Origin of the sequence: Fodinicurvata sp. EGI_FJ10296 (assembly GCF_040712075.1) — a bacterium.
Lineage (GTDB): Bacteria > Pseudomonadota > Alphaproteobacteria > DSM-16000 > Inquilinaceae > JBFCVL01.
The window spans coordinates 237564-253823 of record NZ_JBFCVL010000002.1; the positions used below are offsets into that span (position 1 = coordinate 237564).

The 16260-nt window shown below is 64.2% G+C and carries 12 protein-coding genes and 1 tRNA gene; 5 read left to right on the forward strand and 8 right to left on the reverse strand.

Annotated elements, in window-relative coordinates; all coding sequences use genetic code 11:
- Positions 1-109: 109 nt before the first annotated feature.
- The 6 genes from ABZ728_RS04575 to ABZ728_RS04600 all read right to left on the reverse strand — a co-directional run bounded on the left by ABZ728_RS04575 (position 110) and on the right by ABZ728_RS04600 (position 7542).
- Positions 110-490: a metalloregulator ArsR/SmtB family transcription factor gene (locus ABZ728_RS04575; protein WP_366654648.1), complete on the reverse strand. Its 381-nt coding sequence runs from the start codon at positions 488-490 to the stop codon at positions 110-112.
- 255 nt (positions 491-745) lie between these two features.
- Entirely contained in the window at positions 746-2335 is a 1590-nt protein-coding gene (guaA, locus tag ABZ728_RS04580) for a glutamine-hydrolyzing GMP synthase (RefSeq protein ID WP_366654650.1), read from the reverse strand.
- 26 nt (positions 2336-2361) lie between these two features.
- Positions 2362-3753 carry an RsmB/NOP family class I SAM-dependent RNA methyltransferase gene (locus ABZ728_RS04585; RefSeq protein ID WP_366654652.1) on the reverse strand — a complete coding sequence of 464 codons (1392 nt, stop codon included), beginning with the start codon at positions 3751-3753 and terminating at the stop codon, positions 2362-2364.
- 83 nt (positions 3754-3836) lie between these two features.
- The gene (gene guaB / locus ABZ728_RS04590) at positions 3837-5315 is read right to left on the reverse strand and encodes an IMP dehydrogenase (RefSeq protein WP_366654654.1); all 1479 of its coding nucleotides are present in this window, start codon (positions 5313-5315) and stop codon (positions 3837-3839) included.
- 115 nt (positions 5316-5430) lie between these two features.
- Positions 5431-6246, reverse strand: a complete 816-nt coding sequence (locus tag ABZ728_RS04595) for an RlmE family RNA methyltransferase (RefSeq protein ID WP_366654656.1) — start codon at positions 6244-6246, stop codon at positions 5431-5433.
- A 126-nt stretch (positions 6247-6372) separates the two neighbouring features.
- Positions 6373-7542, reverse strand: a complete 1170-nt coding sequence (locus tag ABZ728_RS04600; protein WP_366654658.1) for a Ppx/GppA phosphatase family protein — start codon at positions 7540-7542, stop codon at positions 6373-6375.
- A gap of 213 nt (positions 7543-7755) precedes the next feature.
- On the opposite strand from ABZ728_RS04600, the gene ABZ728_RS04605 reads away from it, so the two are divergent.
- Positions 7756-7829, forward strand: a tRNA-Gln gene (locus ABZ728_RS04605).
- 62 nt (positions 7830-7891) lie between these two features.
- On the opposite strand, the gene ABZ728_RS04610 is transcribed toward ABZ728_RS04605, so the two are convergent.
- Both ABZ728_RS04610 and ABZ728_RS04615 read right to left on the reverse strand, forming a co-directional pair.
- Positions 7892-8947 (reverse strand): hypothetical protein, encoded by a 1056-nt coding sequence (locus ABZ728_RS04610; protein WP_366654660.1) that lies wholly within the window; start codon positions 8945-8947, stop codon positions 7892-7894.
- A 143-nt stretch (positions 8948-9090) separates the two neighbouring features.
- On the reverse strand, positions 9091-9450 hold the full coding sequence (locus ABZ728_RS04615; RefSeq protein WP_366654661.1) for an ATP-binding cassette domain-containing protein: 360 nt from the start codon (positions 9448-9450) through the stop codon (positions 9091-9093).
- Positions 9451-9710: 260 nt separating this feature from the next.
- On the opposite strand from ABZ728_RS04615, the gene ABZ728_RS04620 reads away from it, so the two are divergent.
- The 4 genes from ABZ728_RS04620 to ABZ728_RS04635 all read left to right on the forward strand — a co-directional run bounded on the left by ABZ728_RS04620 (position 9711) and on the right by ABZ728_RS04635 (position 16232).
- Complete coding sequence (locus ABZ728_RS04620) at positions 9711-10745, forward strand: hypothetical protein (RefSeq protein ID WP_366654662.1); 1035 nt, start codon at positions 9711-9713, stop codon at positions 10743-10745.
- Positions 10746-10903: 158 nt separating this feature from the next.
- Positions 10904-11989: an efflux RND transporter periplasmic adaptor subunit gene (locus tag ABZ728_RS04625; protein ID WP_366654664.1), complete on the forward strand. Its 1086-nt coding sequence runs from the start codon at positions 10904-10906 to the stop codon at positions 11987-11989.
- Entirely contained in the window at positions 11979-15236 is a 3258-nt protein-coding gene (locus tag ABZ728_RS04630; RefSeq protein WP_366654666.1) for an efflux RND transporter permease subunit, read from the forward strand. Before ABZ728_RS04625 ends, ABZ728_RS04630 begins: the two co-directional genes overlap by 11 nt.
- 117 nt (positions 15237-15353) lie before the next feature.
- Positions 15354-16232 carry a MurR/RpiR family transcriptional regulator gene (locus tag ABZ728_RS04635; protein ID WP_366654667.1) on the forward strand — a complete coding sequence of 293 codons (879 nt, stop codon included), beginning with the start codon at positions 15354-15356 and terminating at the stop codon, positions 16230-16232.
- Positions 16233-16260 lie beyond the last annotated feature (28 nt).

Consider the following 16260-nt stretch of genomic DNA (forward strand, 5'->3'; position numbering starts at 1 on the left):
CGTCCTTTCATTCTTCAGAATCTGCGGCGCTTCGGCTACCGCCCTCTGATGCGGCAGCGATCCGGTCGTCTGCGCGGTTCCGAGGCATGATGTTCAACCGTCCAGGCCTTCAAGCGGATGGGGCGAAACAGATAGAGCCCCTTAATTCCCCGCGACTGTCTTTCTCGAACACGGCATTCAGGAGGGCCGCCAAAGGGACCAGACGATCCGGGTTCAGCGAATAGCAGACGCGCGGATGCTCGACTTCTCCGGTAATGACGCCCGAGGCCTTGAGAATGCGCAGATGCTCCGAAACGGTTGACTGGGCGAGACCGACTTCATCGACAATATCGCAGCCGATGCACGCCTGCTTTTCCAGAAGCAGGCGGACTATCCGGATCCGTGCCGGGTGGGCCAGCGCCTTTGCGATGCCCGCGATATCGTCGTCACTGAAAGTGACCGTGGAGGCCTTTTCGAAGGCATCCGGGCGATCCGCCGCCAATGTGCTCATCTGCCACTCTCATCGTATATCGTCGATTGGCGATTAATAGCCCCGAACGCTCCAGGATGCAAGTTCACGCGCTCACCTTTCAGACCGGTCGGCGACTTTCAAGAACCACCCACAAATTCCACCAGAACCCGCGATGTCGTGCGCTGGCTGCCGCAAAGCTCAACGCATCTTGCAGGTGGACGGGGACGATCGGCAGATGCTTGCAGATCGGCCCGACCCCAAACTCCAAACGGTGATCGTCAGTATATACTTAATTCACTCCCACTCGATCGTGCCGGGGGGTTTGGAGGTGATGTCGTAGGTGACGCGGTTGATGCCCCGGACCTCGTTGATGATGCGGTTGGCGACGCGGCCGAGAAAATCATGCGGGAAAGGGTAATAATCCGCTGTCATGCCGTCGGTGGAAGTCACCGCCCGGAGCGCGCAGGCCCAGTCATAGGTGCGGCTGTCGCCCATCACGCCCACGGTACGCACGGGCAGCAACACGGCGAAAGCCTGCCAGATTTCGTCATACAGGCCGGCCTTTCGGATCTCGTCCAGATAGATCGCGTCCGCCTGCTGCAGCACGGCGATCCGTTCCGGCGTGATCATACCGGGAATCCGCACCGCCAGCCCGGGGCCCGGGAACGGATGGCGGGTTACGAAGTGTGCCGGCAGGCCCAGTTCATATCCAAGCGCCCGAACCTCGTCCTTGAACAGTGCGCGCAGCGGCTCGACCAGCTTCATGTTCATGCGTTCCGGCAGGCCGCCGACATTGTGGTGGCTCTTGATCGTGACGCTGGGACCGCCGGCGAAGCTGACGCTTTCGATCACATCCGGATAGAGCGTGCCTTGCGCCAGAAAATCCGCCCCGCCCGCGGCTTTTGCCTGCTCCTCGAATACGTCGATAAAGGTCTTGCCGATAATCTTGCGCTTTTGCTCGGGGTCGTCGACGCCCTCAAGGCGGCCGAGGAATGTCGGACCGGCGTCGACCGCAACCAGCGGGATGTTATAGCTTTCGCGGAAAAGACGGACGACCTGCTCCGCCTCCCCCTTTCGCAGCAGCCCGGTGTCGACGAAAATGCAGGTCAGCTGGTCGCCGATCGCCTCGTGAATGAGCACGGCCGCCACCGCGCTGTCGACGCCGCCCGACAGCCCGCAGATCACGCGCCCGCTGCCGACCTGCTCGCGGATTGCGTTCATGGCCTCCTGCTTGAACGCCGCCATGGTCCAGTCGCCCCGGCAGCCGGCCACGCCGCGCACGAACTGGCGCAATAATGCAGCGCCATCAGGCGTGTGCAGCACCTCGGGGTGGAACTGGACACCATAGTACCGGCGCTCGTCGTCGGCGATCGCCGCGAAGGGCGCGCTGCCAGTGCGCGCCACAACGCGGAACCCGTCGGGCAACGCGGAAACACGGTCGCCATGGCTCATCCAGACATCGACCTGAAGGCCGCTATGCCAGACACCTTCGAATAGCAGACAGTCGTCCACGACATCGATCGTCGCACGTCCGAATTCACGGTGATCGGCGCTTTCGACCCGGCCGCCGAGCTGGGCGCACATGGTCTGTTCGCCATAGCAGATCCCCAGCACGGGAACGCCGAGGCTGAATACGACGTCCGGCGCGCGCGGGGTGCCGGTCTCCACGACCGAGGACGGGCCGCCCGACAGGATGACGCCCCTGGGCCGAAAGGCGGCGACAGTCTCGTCGGTCGCCTTGTTGAACGGCCATACCTCGCAGAAGACGCCGGTTTCGCGGACGCGGCGGGCGATAAGCTGCGTCACCTGGCTGCCGAAATCCAGGATCAGGATGCGGTCGTGGTTCTGGGTCTCGGGCAGTTCGGTCACGGTATCACCGGGCATGGCGGTCGCTCTTTCCTGGATGGTCTTTACACCGTTTCGTGGGAGTCGACGTCACCGCCTACCGCTTCTTCGGCCGCGTCTTCGCCAGCTTCCGGCTCCGGCGCGTCGGCGGTGCGTTCCAGCACGGCCACGAAGAACCCGTCCGTGCCGTGCCGGTGAGGCGTCAGCCTCAGCACGTCGCCGGTGCCCGGGCATTCCCCGACGCCGATGGCCTCGTCCCAGGCCTGCTCGATCGGCACCGCCTTGAGCGCGGGATCGTGCTGCTTGACGGCATCGACCACCTGTTCGTTTTCTTCGGGCAACAGCGAACAGGTGACATAGACGACGCGGCCGCCAGGCTTGGCGAGACGCGCCGCCTGACCGAGGATCGCCGTCTGCCGCGCCACGACCCGTTCCAGATCGACCGGCCGCCAGCGGGCGTCAGGGTTGCGGCGCCATGCGCCGGTGCCGGTGCACGGCGCATCGACCAACACCCGGTCGTACTTTCCGCGCGACCGGCGGACCCAGCGATCGCGCTCCGGCTCGATCTGACGCGGCTCGACATTGTCGACCCCGGCGCGGCGCAGACGTTCCTTGGATCGCAGCAGCCGGCCCTTGGATATGTCAGCTGCCACCAGCCGGCCCTTGTTGCCCATCGCGGCGGCCATCGCCAGCGATTTGCCGCCCGCGCCCGCGCAGATATCGACCACCTGATATCCAGCCCTGGCCCCTACCAACAGCGCGGCAAGCTGCGAGCCTTCGTCCTGCACTTCGATCACGCCGTCGCGGAACAGCGGATGCCCGGACACATTGGGGCGTCCACCGTCAACCGTCAGACGGATACCGATCGGCGACAGCGGGGTCGGCGCCGCGGCAAAACCGTCCTTGAGCAAACGGTCGAGTACCGGCTGCCGGGCGGCCTTAAGCGTGTTGACGCGAAGATCGACCGGGGCTTCCTGGAGCAAGCCGGCAAGTTCCGCCTCGTAGTCGTCGCCGAAGACACCGCGCAGGGAATCGGCCACCCAGTCCGGGCACTCCAGCGCCACCGGGCGCGGCATTTCCGGATCATCGATCGGACGGCCCGCCGTTGCGGCGATCAGCCGCTGTTCGGTCGGCGAAAGCGGCTTCGGGCCATACTGATCGCCGGGGAAAAGCGCATCGACCTGATCGGCCGAATGGCCGTCAAGCAATGTCAGCGCGGCAATCGCCCGCGACCGTGGCGCCGGTTCGACGTCGACCGCCTCCAGCCACCAGTCCAGACGCGCGCGATGGCGCAGAACGGCAAACACCGAGCCGGTTATCGATGCCCGGTCCTTGGACCCGATATACCGGCGGGCCCGCAGGAACTTGGAAATCGTTCCGTCGGCCGGCCGGTCACTGGCGTCCGCGATTTCCGTCAACAGGTCGATCGTGGCCTGAACCCTGGCTGCGGGCGTCATGGCGAAAACTTTCAAATCAGGTGAAGCTTGGCGAACGGGAGCGAGAAGAAGCAGCGGTCAGATCGACACACCGGACAAACCCGTCAGCCCCCGGGGCGATAGTTCGACGTTTCCTGCACGCCCGTGATGTCATGAACATGGCTTTCCCGCAGGCCGGCATTGGTGATGCGCAGGAAGCGGCAACCACCCTGCATGTCCGACATCGTGCCGTTGCCGGTATAGCCCATTGCCGCGCGCAAGCCGCCGACGAGCTGATGGATTACCGTGGCGATGGGTCCCTTGTAGGCAACGCGCCCCTCGACCCCCTCGGGCACGAGCTTGAGCGCATCGGACACCTCGGCCTGGAAATAGCGATCGGCCGAACCGCGCGCCATGGCGCCGACCGACCCCATTCCGCGATAGGCCTTGTAGGACCGGCCCTGATACAGGACCACCTCGCCCGGCGCTTCGTCCGTGCCGGCAAACAACGAGCCGATCATGGCGCAATCCGCACCGGCCGCGATGGCTTTGGCCAGATCGCCGGAATACTTGATGCCGCCATCGGCAATCGCCGGCACGCCGTTGCGGTGCGCGACTTCGGCGGCTTCCATCACGGCGGTCAGCTGCGGCACGCCGACGCCGGCCACGATTCGCGTCGTGCAGATCGACCCCGGGCCGATGCCAATCTTGATACCGTCGGCCCCGGCATCGATCAGTGCCTGGGCACCATCGGCGGTCGCGACATTGCCGGCGATGATTTCGGTTGCGTTCGACAGCCGCCGAGCCGCCGCGACAGCCTCCAGAACGCCTTCGGAATGGCCGTGTGCCGTGTCGATGACCAATACGTCGACCCCGGCATCGAAAAGTGCCTCGGCGCGGGCGCGCCCATTATCGCCGGTGCCGGTCGCCGCCGCGACGCGCAGACGCCCGCGATCGTCCTTGCACGCGTTGGGGAACAACGTGGCCTTTTCGATGTCCTTGACCGTGATCAGCCCGGTGCATCGACCCTGATCGTCGACCACAAGCAGCTTTTCGATCCGGTGGCGGTGCAGCAGTCGCTTGGCTTCGCCCCGGTCGACGCCGTTCAGCACGGTGACGAGGTTTTCATGCGTCATCAGCTCGCGCACAGGCTGGCCGGGATCGGACGCGAACCGAACGTCGCGGTTGGTCAGAATTCCGACCAACCGGCCACTCGATTCCGTCACCGGAATGCCGGAAATCGCGTTCTCGCGCATCAGTTCGAGCGCCTGAGACAGTGGCGCGTCAGGGGTAATGGTGATCGGGTTGACGACCATGCCGCTTTCGAAGCGCTTGACCCTGCGAACATCCTCGGCCTGCCGCTCGATCGACATATTGCGGTGGAGCACGCCGATGCCGCCGGACTGGGCCATTGCGATTGCAAGTGGCGCCTCGGTGACCGTATCCATCGCGGCCGATGCCAGCGGAATGCCGAGTTCGATCGACCGCGTGAGCCGGGTACGGGTGTCGGCCTGATTGGGCATGATCGCCGAGCGCGCAGGTTCAAGCAACACATCGTCGAAAGTCAGGGCTTCGCGGATTTCAATGGCGTTGCGGACATCCATGGCGGTCGCCTCGGCTCGAATTCTGTCAATTGCTGTGCGCCGCCGGGAACGGCGCGGCTGAACGTGCGCGCACTATACCGATCTCGACGCCCCTGTGAAGTGCGGCAGTCCGCCGTCAGCCCTGCGCTGCGTACGGGGCTTGCGAAGCAGGCCCGCTTTCGCTGCCGCCGGAGTTTCCACTGGAATCGCCACCCGGGTTGCCGCGAAATCCCGTGGCCACGACATACATCTCCGAACTGTCGCTGCGCGATGCCTCGGGCTTGGCGTGCCGGACCTTCTTGAAGTCACGCTTGAGCCGATCGAGCAGTGTCTTTTCCGCACCGCCCTGGAACAGCTTCGAAATGAAGGTTCCGCCCGGTGCCAGCACCCGTTCGGCGAATTCATAGGCCGCTTCGGCCAGCCCCATGATTCGCAGGTGATCGGTGTTGTGATGGCCCGTGGTGGGTGCGGCCATGTCGCTGAGGACAACGTTGGCCTGGCCGTCAAGCGCCGCGATGATGCGTTCGGGCGCATCGTCATCGAGAAAGTCGAGTTCCAGTACGGTCGCCTCGGCAACCGGCTCCATCGGCAGATAATCGACGGCGACGACCTTGGGGTCGACGGTTCCCTTGCGGCACCGTTCGATTGCCACCTGTGTCCAGCCGCCGGGTGCGGCGCCGAGATCGACGACGCGGTCGCCGGGTCGCAGGAGGTCGAACTTCTCATCGAGCTGCATCAGTTTGAACGCCGCACGCGATCTGAGGCCGCGGCGGCGGGCCTCCACGACATAGGGGTCGTTCAACTGCCGCTGAAGCCAGCGCGTGGACGACGTCTTGCGCCGCGCGGCCGTCTTGACGCGCACCGTCAGGTCCCGCCCGCTCGGACGCGTGGGTGTGGCGCCCTTGCCGGCACCACTGGTACCAGAGCGTCCACCAGTCCGTTTTGTTGTCATCTGTGTCCGTCTTCGCCGTCGCACCCGGGAGCAGCCGCAGCGGCACCCCCATAAACAGGAACGTATAGTGACCCATTGGCCGGCACAGGTCCAGCCCGGCGGAATTTGATTCCGGCCGGCGGAGGGTCAGAGATGGCTGCGCACGAGATCGTAGAGAATGCCTTCGCGAACGCCGCGGTCGGCCACCCGGAATCGCTCGGCGGGCCATTGATCGAGGATGGCCTCAAGGATTGCGCAGCCCGAAATGACCAGATCGCCACGGTCGCGGCCGATACAGGGCTGACAGCACCTCTCCCCGACACTCATGGCGAGCAGGTTGCGGCTTATGGTGCGGGCCTCCTGCGTGGCAAGAAACGTTCCGTCGACGAGCGACCGGTCATAGCGCCGCAGCCCCATGGAAACGCCGGCCAATGTCGTGACCGTACCGGAAGACCCGAGAATCTGCGCTTCACCGGACATTATCAGGGACCTGATGCCGTGACGCTCTTCGAACCAGGCAAGCGGGCCGGTGACTTCGGCGATCATTTCCTTGTACAGATCCTGCGAGACCCATTGGCCGCCGTGACGCTCGGAAAGACTGACGACGCCGACCGGAAGACTGATGCTGTCGATCAGGCGGATGGCCGGCGGAAACGCGGCGTTTTCGGTGCCATTGGGCGAAACCGTCAGCCACATGATCTCGGTACTGCCACCTCCGATATCGAAAACCAGGGCATGAGGGATCTGCGGATCAAGCAGCGGCGCGCAGCCGCCCAGCGCCAGGCGCGCCTCTTCCAGCGCGGAAATGACTTCCAGGTCGATGCCGACCCGCTCGTTGACGCGTTCCCGGAATTCCGGGAAATTCACGGCTCGCCGACAGGCCTCGGTCGCGACGGCGCGGCTGCGGCCCGGACCAACGGATCGGCGGCGCAGCTTGTTGGCGCAAACCGCCAGAGCGGAAACAGTTCGGTCCATGGCCTCGTCGGAGAGCCGGCCCAGGCGGGCGACCCCCTCGCCGAGCCGGACGATGCGACTGAAGGCGTCGATGACGGCGAATCCGTCGTCCGCCTTGCGCGCGACCAACAGCCGGCAGTTATTCGTGCCAAGATCGATGGCTGCGATCGCGCCGGAGTCGGTCCGATCGTCGCTGAAGCCGCGCGTCCAGGCGCGATTGCGTCGTCCTTGAGGACTGGAGTTACGGGTATCGGGGCTCTGGGTACCGGGGCTCTGGGCGCCAGTTGCACAATCGGCCGACGCACCAAGAGCGGCGCCAAAGGCGCTGCCATGATCGTCCGTCCTGCCGTCTGTCCTGTCCACGCCTATCGCCTCGCCGCAAAACATTCCGCGCGACCGGCCGGTCCGGGCGCTTTGCCATTAACGTGGTACCGGCCTTTGGATAAGGATAGCCCATAGCGGGCCGAACGCAAAGGACACACCCGAGTTGCCGGTGCCGCCAACATGACCTGGGGGAAAAAAGCGTTGCATCCAGCCGGTCACGTTGATATATCCGCCGCGTTGGTTACCGCCTGCTGGGGGATCGTCTAGCGGTAGGACTACGGACTCTGACTCCGTCAACCCTGGTTCGAATCCAGGTCCCCCAGCCATTCTTTCCCGCACAAGTCGAATAGCTCCTGGTGAACCGGGGTTGAGCAACGGCGCGAGTGACCTACCGCGCCAGTCGGCGGCTAACAATCGACTGAACAAGACTGCCCACCAGTCCGGCGACCCCCAACAGAAATCCGGCAATGCCTGCCAGTATCCCCATGGCCGTGCGGCTGAGCCGCATACCGGCACGCAGAGCGCGGGATTTGCCCAGAACACGCACGGTGCGAACAGCCCCTTCTCCCTGAACACGGGCAATGCGCGACAGCCCGCTGACATCATCGATCGTGTCGGCGCCGCGAAGCAAGGTGGCCGCATGTGCGGGCGACATGGTGCCGGCCAATACACCGAGATCGCCACCAAGACGCTGAACCTGCGCCATGGCCGCCGGATCCATCGCCTCGGCCCAGGCGGTACCGGAAAATCGACTGAGGCCGACCGGCGCCCGATCCCACCGCACGAGCCGTGACGCCAGCGTGCGGACTTCACCCAGAAGGCGCGCTGACAGCAGCCCGGCATTGCGGGCGAGCTTCATCGTGGCCGCGCCCGCTTTCAGCCCAATGCTGCTGCCACCCGAGGGAAGCGCCAGGGCCGTCGCCCCCAGGCCGATGGTTGCCAGTGCGACGTCGAACCCGTCCACGGCATCACCCCGGGCGGCGTTGGCACCGGCCGAAGCCAGTATCGACACATCACCGATCGGCGTCAGTTCAATGGGCAGACGGCAGTAAAACAATTGCTGGAGATCACAGGCCGAGGGCTGAACCATGCAGCGCGCACATGACATGGCGCCTGACGCAAATCCCGGCCGCGCCTCGTCAAGCCGGGCGTCGAGTTCCGGCGAGACGGACAAGGCCTGCTCGTCGCGGATTTCTTCCAGTACACCGATATCGACCCAGTCGACCGGATTATCCGCGAGCGCCGATTCGAGTTCGGCTTCGAGCCATTCGTCGGATACTTCGGACGCAACTGCCGTGCGCAATCGACTGCGCAGCTCGGTATCTGCGACAGGCACCAGCCATTGCCCGACCGGGTGATGAAGCAGCGACCACCCCGCCGTGCCGACGCCGGCCAAGCCAACCAGCACCGATGCTGTGGCGAGACCTTTAACCAATCGGCGCATGAGCGCAGCTCCACGCCCAGTGACTTGACAAATCAAGACCGGACAAGCCAAGACCGGGCAAATCAGGCAGCGTCGAGCATGGCACTGAGAAACTGGCGCGTCGGCTCGTTGCCCGGATCGGTGAACATTCTGTCGGGCGGCCCCTATTCGGCAATCTTGCCCCCGTAAAAGAAACAGACGCGGTCGGCGAACTCGCGCGCAAGCCCCATTTGATGCGTGACCATCAGCATCGTCAATTCATGTTCGGCGCCAAGTTTGCGAATGACATTGAGCACTTCACCGACAAGTTCCGGATCGAGGGCAGACGTCACTTCGTCGAACAGCATGACCTTGGGCCGCACGGCAAGCGCCCGTGCGATGGCCGCCCGTTGCTGCTGGCCGCCTGACATCTGGCTCGGGTAGTGGTTGAGTTTGTCGGAAAGACCGACCATGGCCAGCAATTCCGCGCCGCGTTCTTTTGCCTGCTTCTGCGACAGGCCGAGGCCCCGGATTGGCCCCTCCATACAGTCGCGCAATTTTGCGAGAAAAACAATCGCAAAACGCGCCCATTGATTGCTTTCAGTTGCCGGAGTCAGCCCCCGATCCCGCGCGTCCAATTTCGAACAACGAAGCCCGTTTTTGTCATCGGCAACGAAGTAGCGATGCTCATTCCGAAATTACTTAGAAATCTAAGGTGCATAACTCATTAAAATTTCCACTTAAACAATTTATAAAGATAGTCTGACTACAAGTCATTCCGGGTTTTGCATGTGAGTGAAGACGTATGGGATTTCAGTTTTTCGTACCGGACGCTGCGCCACACGATCTGCAGCTTCAGTTCAACCGGATCACTCGTCCCGATGCCCCTCAACCAGCGGGCGAAACGCCGCCACGCCCGAGACGGCTTCAAGGCCATCGGCGCAACGAAGGCGATCTTTTTTATACGATTGCGGGCAATGAAACCGGGCGGCGCGCCATCCGGCTGCGCCTGGAGGGCGTCGAACGCTGCCTCCTGGCGGAATTTCGCCGAAATGTGACGACGGCGCCGGAATCGTCGTTGCTCGATGGTCTGATAGCGCTCGCAGGCGATACCGCCGATCGTCAGGCCCATGCCACCGCCCTGCCCTGTTTCGAGGCGGCGCGGGAAATAGCCGACGCCGAATGGCTTTCCGCCATGCTGCACCTTCGCATGAGCGACTATTCAGCAGCTGAACATCGTTTCCGGAATGTCCTCGGCAGAGTTGACGATCTCGGCGCGACCTTCGAGAAATTCGGCATCGAGGCAGTTGCCCGCTTCCCCATTTCCAACCGCGTTTCGGCTTACGCGACGCCCCAGACACCAGGTACACTTCTCGGTCTGATCGGTGTCTATCACCATTCCAACCGGCCACGGGACGCCCTGGACCGGCTGGAAGAACTGCTCACCGTATCGCCGGCCGATCCGGTCGTTCGCCTGTATTTTGCGGAACTGGTATGGCGAACGGGCACAGGCAACGAAGCGTCGATGCGGCGTCTGATCGACCTGACGGCGGACATCGAAAACGACTCCCCCATCGGTACGGCATTATTGCTCTACCGTGCTCGCGCGCTGGGATGGCTGAGGCTTCACCAGACGGCGCTTCACACACTGACCAACGCTATGCGCCGCCCCAAAGGCAGGCCGCCGGGCCTGCTGCAGGAAGTCCATTTCCAGCGGGCGATGACATATGCCGCCAGAGGCAATGTCGATAGTGCGATGATGGACCTGAAACGCCTGCTGGCAAAGGCACCGGGCTTTACCAAAGCCCGCCAGGCGCTGCATAATATGGAGGCGCAATAGCAACCGGGACTTGCCAACAACCTCGCCACGGCCAAATGGTTGCCAGAATTGACGTGTGTATGGCCACTGGATTGCCGTAGCCGGCGTTTCCAGGCAGGCGGCGGATGGGTGGCGGCATTGGGTCGGCGCCGGCAAGGCCGCGGGGCGGGCAGCGAGCGATGAGAATTTGGACACAGCTGGTAGCCGGGGCCGCGATTGCCGCCGTTGGCTGGGCGATGTATTCAGGCGCGCTGCCGGGTTTCGCGACCACCGATGCCTCCACGCCTGCCGGCGGCGATCCAGGCGGCGGTCGACCGGCGACCCCCATCGTCACCGAGCCCGTCCGCGAAGGGTCGACGCAAAACGACCTGCGGGCCATCGGAACAGGTACTGCCACCCGGTCGGTCACATTGGTCGCCCGCAGTGCGGGACTTGTGGAGGAGATACCGGTTTCCGCCGGCGAACGCGTAGAGCCCGGCCAGACCGTCGTTCGCCTCGACGCCGATGACGAACGCATAGCGCTGGAGCAAGCCCGTAGCATCAGGGAGGCGACTGACGCCACCCTGGGCCGTTACGAACGGTTGGCTCAATCCGGCAACACAACCCAATCGCAAGTCGATGACGCCAGGGCAGCCGCCCGTGCCGCCGCCGCCGATCTGGAGATGGCGCAGCTGGCGCTGGACCGGCGCACCGTAGCAGCGCCGTTCGGTGGAATCGTCGGCATACCGAAGGTAGCGCAAGGCGATCTGGTCAGTAATTCGACCGAGCTGATCACCGTCGACGATCGAACCGCGATCCGCGTCGATTTCGAAATCCCCGAACGTCACATCGGTTCGATCGAAGTCGGGATGCCAGTGCGTGCCCGGACACCTTCGGACGCAGGCGTTGCCGCATCGGGCGAGATCGTTGCGATCGACAGCCGCGTGGATCCTGTATCCCGGACCGTTGCAGTGCGGGCCGAACTGGACAACGCCGACGACCGGCTTCGCCCCGGCATGTCATTTGACGTTACCGTCGGGCTTTCGACGAGGAGCGGACTGATAATCCCGCCCATGGCCATTCAACTGGACCGCGACGGCGCCTATTTCTGGACCGACCGTGACGGCGTCGCCGCGCGGGTCGACGCTCGCATCCTGCAACGTCTGGACGACAGTATCATCGTGGATGCCGACATTGCTGTCGGAGCTCCCGTGATCGTGCAAGGCTTCCAGGGCATTCGGGCGGGAACGGCCGTCCGTCATGTGGAGCCAGCCAATGCCGGATGATCGCAACCACCAGGGTCCGGCGTCACCAACCCCGGACCGGGACGGGGAACCGCCGGAGCTGATGAAGGGATCCGGTACGGACGGACTGGCCGTTCTGTCGGTCCGCCGGCCGATCCTGGTCGCCGTCGTCAATCTGCTGATCATCATCACGGGCATCGCTGCGTTTCTCGGCGTCGAGGTCCGTGAGCTTCCAAGCGTCGACCGTCCCGTCGTAACCGTCAGGGCCGATTACCCCGGTGCCGCGCCGGAGACCGTCGATCGACAGGTGACCAGCGCCCTCGAAGGCGCCATTGCCCGCGTCCAGGGCGTCGCCGATATCTCGTCGCAGAGTTCTCGCGGGGATGCGCGTGTACGCGTGGAGTTCGGCCCCGAGGTCGACCTGAACGTGGCCGCCAACGACATTCGCGAGGCCGTCAGCCGCATTCAGAACCGCCTGCCCGACGCGGTCGATCCGCCCCGGGTGGTGAAGGCCGATAGTGACGCGTCGGCCATCATGCAGATATCGGTGGTCTCGCCGACGCTGGCAATCGATGAACTGACGGCAGTCACAGATCGTGTCATCGTCGATCGTCTGGCGGGTGTGGACGGTGTCGCCGACGTATCGGTCTGGGGGGCGCGTGGATCTGAAATCACGGTACGTCTGGATCAGACAGCTCTGGCGTCACGCGGTCTGACCGCTGGCGACCTGGAGACGGCCCTGAATTCGGCGGGTCTTGATGCGCCCGCCGGCACACTGGACACGGGCGGCGGCACGCTGACCGTACGTGCCAATGCAGCCCTTGAATCGGCGGACGAGATCGCGGCAATACGATTGCCCAATGGCATCCGGATCGGCGATGTCGCCGAAGTGACATTCGGGCCGGAAGACCGCTCGTCATCGATCCGTCGCGGCGGAGATTCGGGCATCGCGCTGGGCATCGTCCGGCAGGCCGGTTCCAACACGCTGGAAATCTCTGCCGGTGTACGCGCGGCGGTCGACGATCTGCAGCAGACCCTGACGCAGGATGTCGATATCGCCGTCACATCAGACGACGCCGTGTTCATCAATGGCGCGGTGCAGGAGGTAGCGGTCAATCTGATGATCGCGACGCTCATCGTCATCACGGTCATCTTCCTGTTCCTCAGGTCGTGGCGGACGACGCTGATCCCCGCCGTGACCGTTCCGGTGGCCCTGATCGGCACGGTTGCCGGCATTTGGCTGATGGGCTTTTCGATCAACATCCTGACCCTGCTCGCCCTCGTTCTGGCGACCGGCATGGTCGTCGACGACGCCATCGTCATTCTGGAAAACATCGAGCGTCACAAGCGCCTGAACATGTCGGCCCGGGCAGCGGCGGTTCTGGGGACCAGACAGGTCTTTTTCGCGGTCCTCGCCACCACGGCGACCCTGATCGCCGTCTTCGTGCCGATTTCGATGATGCCCGGCACCGCCGGCGCGCTGTTCGCCGAATTCGGCTTCGTTCTGGCGGTCGCGGTGAGCATCTCCACTTTCGTCGCCCTGACGCTGGGGCCGATGATGGCGGCACGAACGGGTCCGCCACCGACGGGCGGCGGGGCACTTGCGGCCTTTGGCACGGGCGTGGCCACGCTTTACCGCCGTGCCCTCGATCTCGCCCTGAAAGCACCCCTTGTCGTCGTCGCGGGCTTTCTGGCCCTCGGCTTTTTGGCGGTGGCGACCTATGGCGAGCTGCCGGAACAACTGACGCCTGACGAGGATCGCGGCGTGATCCGGATCTTTGTCAGCGCACCGGACGGGGCCAGCCTGGAATACACGGAAAGCCAGATCGCCTATGTTGAAGGCGTGGTTCAGCCGCTGATCGACAGCGGCGAAGTCGAGAACATGCTCACGATCTCGGGCTGGGGCGGCGGCACACGCGGGTTCGTGACGCTTCAACTGGCCGACTGGGGCGAACGCGATCGCAGTCAGGCCGACATCACGCGCGAGATCGATCAATCCCTTGCGAATTTCGCCGGCGCCCGCATCAGCACGCGAACCGGCAACAGCCTGGGCATCCGCGGCGGTGGCCAGGGCCTGCGCGCCGCACTCACGGGACCGGATTATGACAGCCTCGTGGCTGCCGGCGACGACTTTATGCGGGCCCTGGAGATGCGCGGTGAGGCGGTGGCTTCGCCATCGCTCGATTTCGATGCCACCCAGCCCGAACTTTCCGTGCGTATCGACCGTGAGCGCGCTGCAGACCTGAATGTCCCGCTGGAGTCGGTTTCGGCCACCGTCCAGGCCGTGCTCGACGGCCGTACGGTCACCGAATTGTCGATTGACGACCGCATGGTGCCGATCCGGCTGACGGCGGGGGACGACACCATCTCTGGCCCGGCCGATCTGGAATCGATCTTCATCTCAAGCAGGGATGGCCGCGTCCTGCCGTTGTCCTCGCTTGTCACCATGGAAGAGGTACCTTCCGCCCCGGAACTGGCGCGCGAGGCCCAGCAGCGCGCAGTATCCATTTCAGCGCGACTGGCACCGGATACGCCGCTAAGTGAGGGTGTCACGGAAATGCGGGCGATCGCCGCCGAAACGCTGCCGCCGGGCATCGGTCTGATTTTCCTGGGCGATGCCGCCGCCATGAACGAAACCGCCAACAGCTTCATCTGGACGCTGGGTTTCGCCGTGCTGATCGTGCTGTTGGTGCTTGCGGCGCAGTTCGAAAGCATCAACAGCGCCATCGTCATCATGACAACGGTGCCCTTCGGCCTCGGCGCGGCCGTCTTTGCCATGGCGCTCACAGGCGGCAGCCTGAACCTCTACAGTCAGATCGGCCTGATCATGATCGTCGGGCTGATGGCGAAGAACGGCATTCTGGTGGTTGAGTTCGCCAACCAGCTTCGCGATCAGGGGCTCCAGACCGCCGAAGCGATCCGGGAATCCTGCAGCGTGCGATTCCGGCCGGTCATGATGACGCTCGTCTCGACGATACTGGGTGGCCTGCCGCTGATCCTGTCCGGCGGCCCCGGCGCGGAAGCGCGTCAGGCGCTCGGCTGGATCATCGTCGGCGGGCTGGGGCTGTCGACGGTCGTCACGCTGTTCCTGACACCGGTCATGTTTTCACTGATAGCCCGTTTCGCAAAACCCCGTGCCGCCGAGGGCGCCGCCCTGGAGCAGGAGTTGCGCGACGCCGGCCGTCGAGGACTGGGTGCGCCGGTGCCGGAGACGACCGGGCAACCAACGGGGGACGAGTCAGGCGACCGCCACTATCAAGGCAGCCAGGTGCGCCACGCCGCCGAATGAACGGACCCGCCGTCAGCTCATATGCTCAACGCGGTCTTGCGTTACGGACGGAACAAATATTCTATGGTCGGTTCAGCAATCCACTGGCGATGAAGACGAGCGGCAATGAACGACGGCGTGCCCGACACCTCAGAAAATGCAACCAGCTTCGAGGTCCTCGAAGCCGAAATCGCGGCGGCCTATGGATCCTTGAGTCCCCGGCTGCGGCAGATCGCCAGCTTCGCTCTGGCGAACCCGACGGAACTGGCGCTGGAAACGGTGGCGACGATCGCCGCCCGGGCCGGCGTTCAGCCGTCGGCGCTCATTCGATTTTCCAAGGCATTCGGCTTCGACGGCTTTTCGGAGATGCAGCGGGTCTTTCGCACACGGCTGGCATCCCGCGCGCCCAGTTATCAGGAACGGCTGCGGCAAGGTGGTCTGGAGGGTGCCAGGAAGACTGCGGCGATCGACAGCATTCCCGATATCCTCACTCATTTCGTAGACGCGGGGCTGCACGCCCTGGATCATTTGCGCGATACGGTCGATGCGGATCGCTTCAGCCAGGCGGCCGAACGCCTTGCCGCATCTGAAATCATTCATGTTTGCGGCCATCGCCGTTCCTACCCCGTCGCCGCCTATCTGAGCTACGCATTCGGTCATCTGGGACTGCGGGTCCATCACATCGACGGTTTGGGCGGAATGGGCCGGATCCAGGCATCCGGCATGCGTCCGGGCGATACACTGATTGCCGTCAGCTTCGCCCCCTATGCGCCGGAAACGTTGGACATCGTTCGCCACGCGCAAGAGGTCGGCGCAGGCATCGTCGCCGTGACCGACACTGCCTTGTCCCCGATCGCCCAGGATGCATCTGAAACCTTTCTGGTCGAGGACGCCGAGGTGCAGACATTCCGCTCGCTGACGGCCACGATGTGCCTGGCGATATCGCTCGTTGTCGCCGTCGGCCATATCCTGACCCATCGTCAGGCCGCACCGGCGGAAACACCACGCTCTCCGTGAGATCAGTATATTCCTGCTTGATACCCGC

What these genes read in the sequence shown, in the direction of transcription:
- ABZ728_RS04575 (WP_366654648.1), bottom strand. Translation starts at nt 490, where the DNA reads ATGAGCACATTGGCGGCGGATCGCCCGGATGCCTTCGAAAAGGCCTCC.
- guaA (WP_366654650.1), bottom strand. Translation starts at nt 2,335, where the DNA reads ATGCCCGGTGATACCGTGACCGAACTGCCCGAGACCCAGAACCACGAC.
- ABZ728_RS04585 (WP_366654652.1), bottom strand. Translation starts at nt 3,753, where the DNA reads ATGACGCCCGCAGCCAGGGTTCAGGCCACGATCGACCTGTTGACGGAA.
- guaB (WP_366654654.1), bottom strand. Translation starts at nt 5,315, where the DNA reads ATGGATGTCCGCAACGCCATTGAAATCCGCGAAGCCCTGACTTTCGAC.
- ABZ728_RS04595 (WP_366654656.1), bottom strand. Translation starts at nt 6,246, where the DNA reads ATGACAACAAAACGGACTGGTGGACGCTCTGGTACCAGTGGTGCCGGC.
- ABZ728_RS04610 (WP_366654660.1), bottom strand. Translation starts at nt 8,947, where the DNA reads ATGCGCCGATTGGTTAAAGGTCTCGCCACAGCATCGGTGCTGGTTGGC.
- ABZ728_RS04615 (WP_366654661.1), bottom strand. Translation starts at nt 9,450, where the DNA reads ATGGAGGGGCCAATCCGGGGCCTCGGCCTGTCGCAGAAGCAGGCAAAA.
- ABZ728_RS04620 (WP_366654662.1), top strand. Translation starts at nt 9,711, where the DNA reads ATGGGATTTCAGTTTTTCGTACCGGACGCTGCGCCACACGATCTGCAG.
- ABZ728_RS04625 (WP_366654664.1), top strand. Translation starts at nt 10,904, where the DNA reads ATGAGAATTTGGACACAGCTGGTAGCCGGGGCCGCGATTGCCGCCGTT.
- ABZ728_RS04630 (WP_366654666.1), top strand. Translation starts at nt 11,979, where the DNA reads ATGCCGGATGATCGCAACCACCAGGGTCCGGCGTCACCAACCCCGGAC.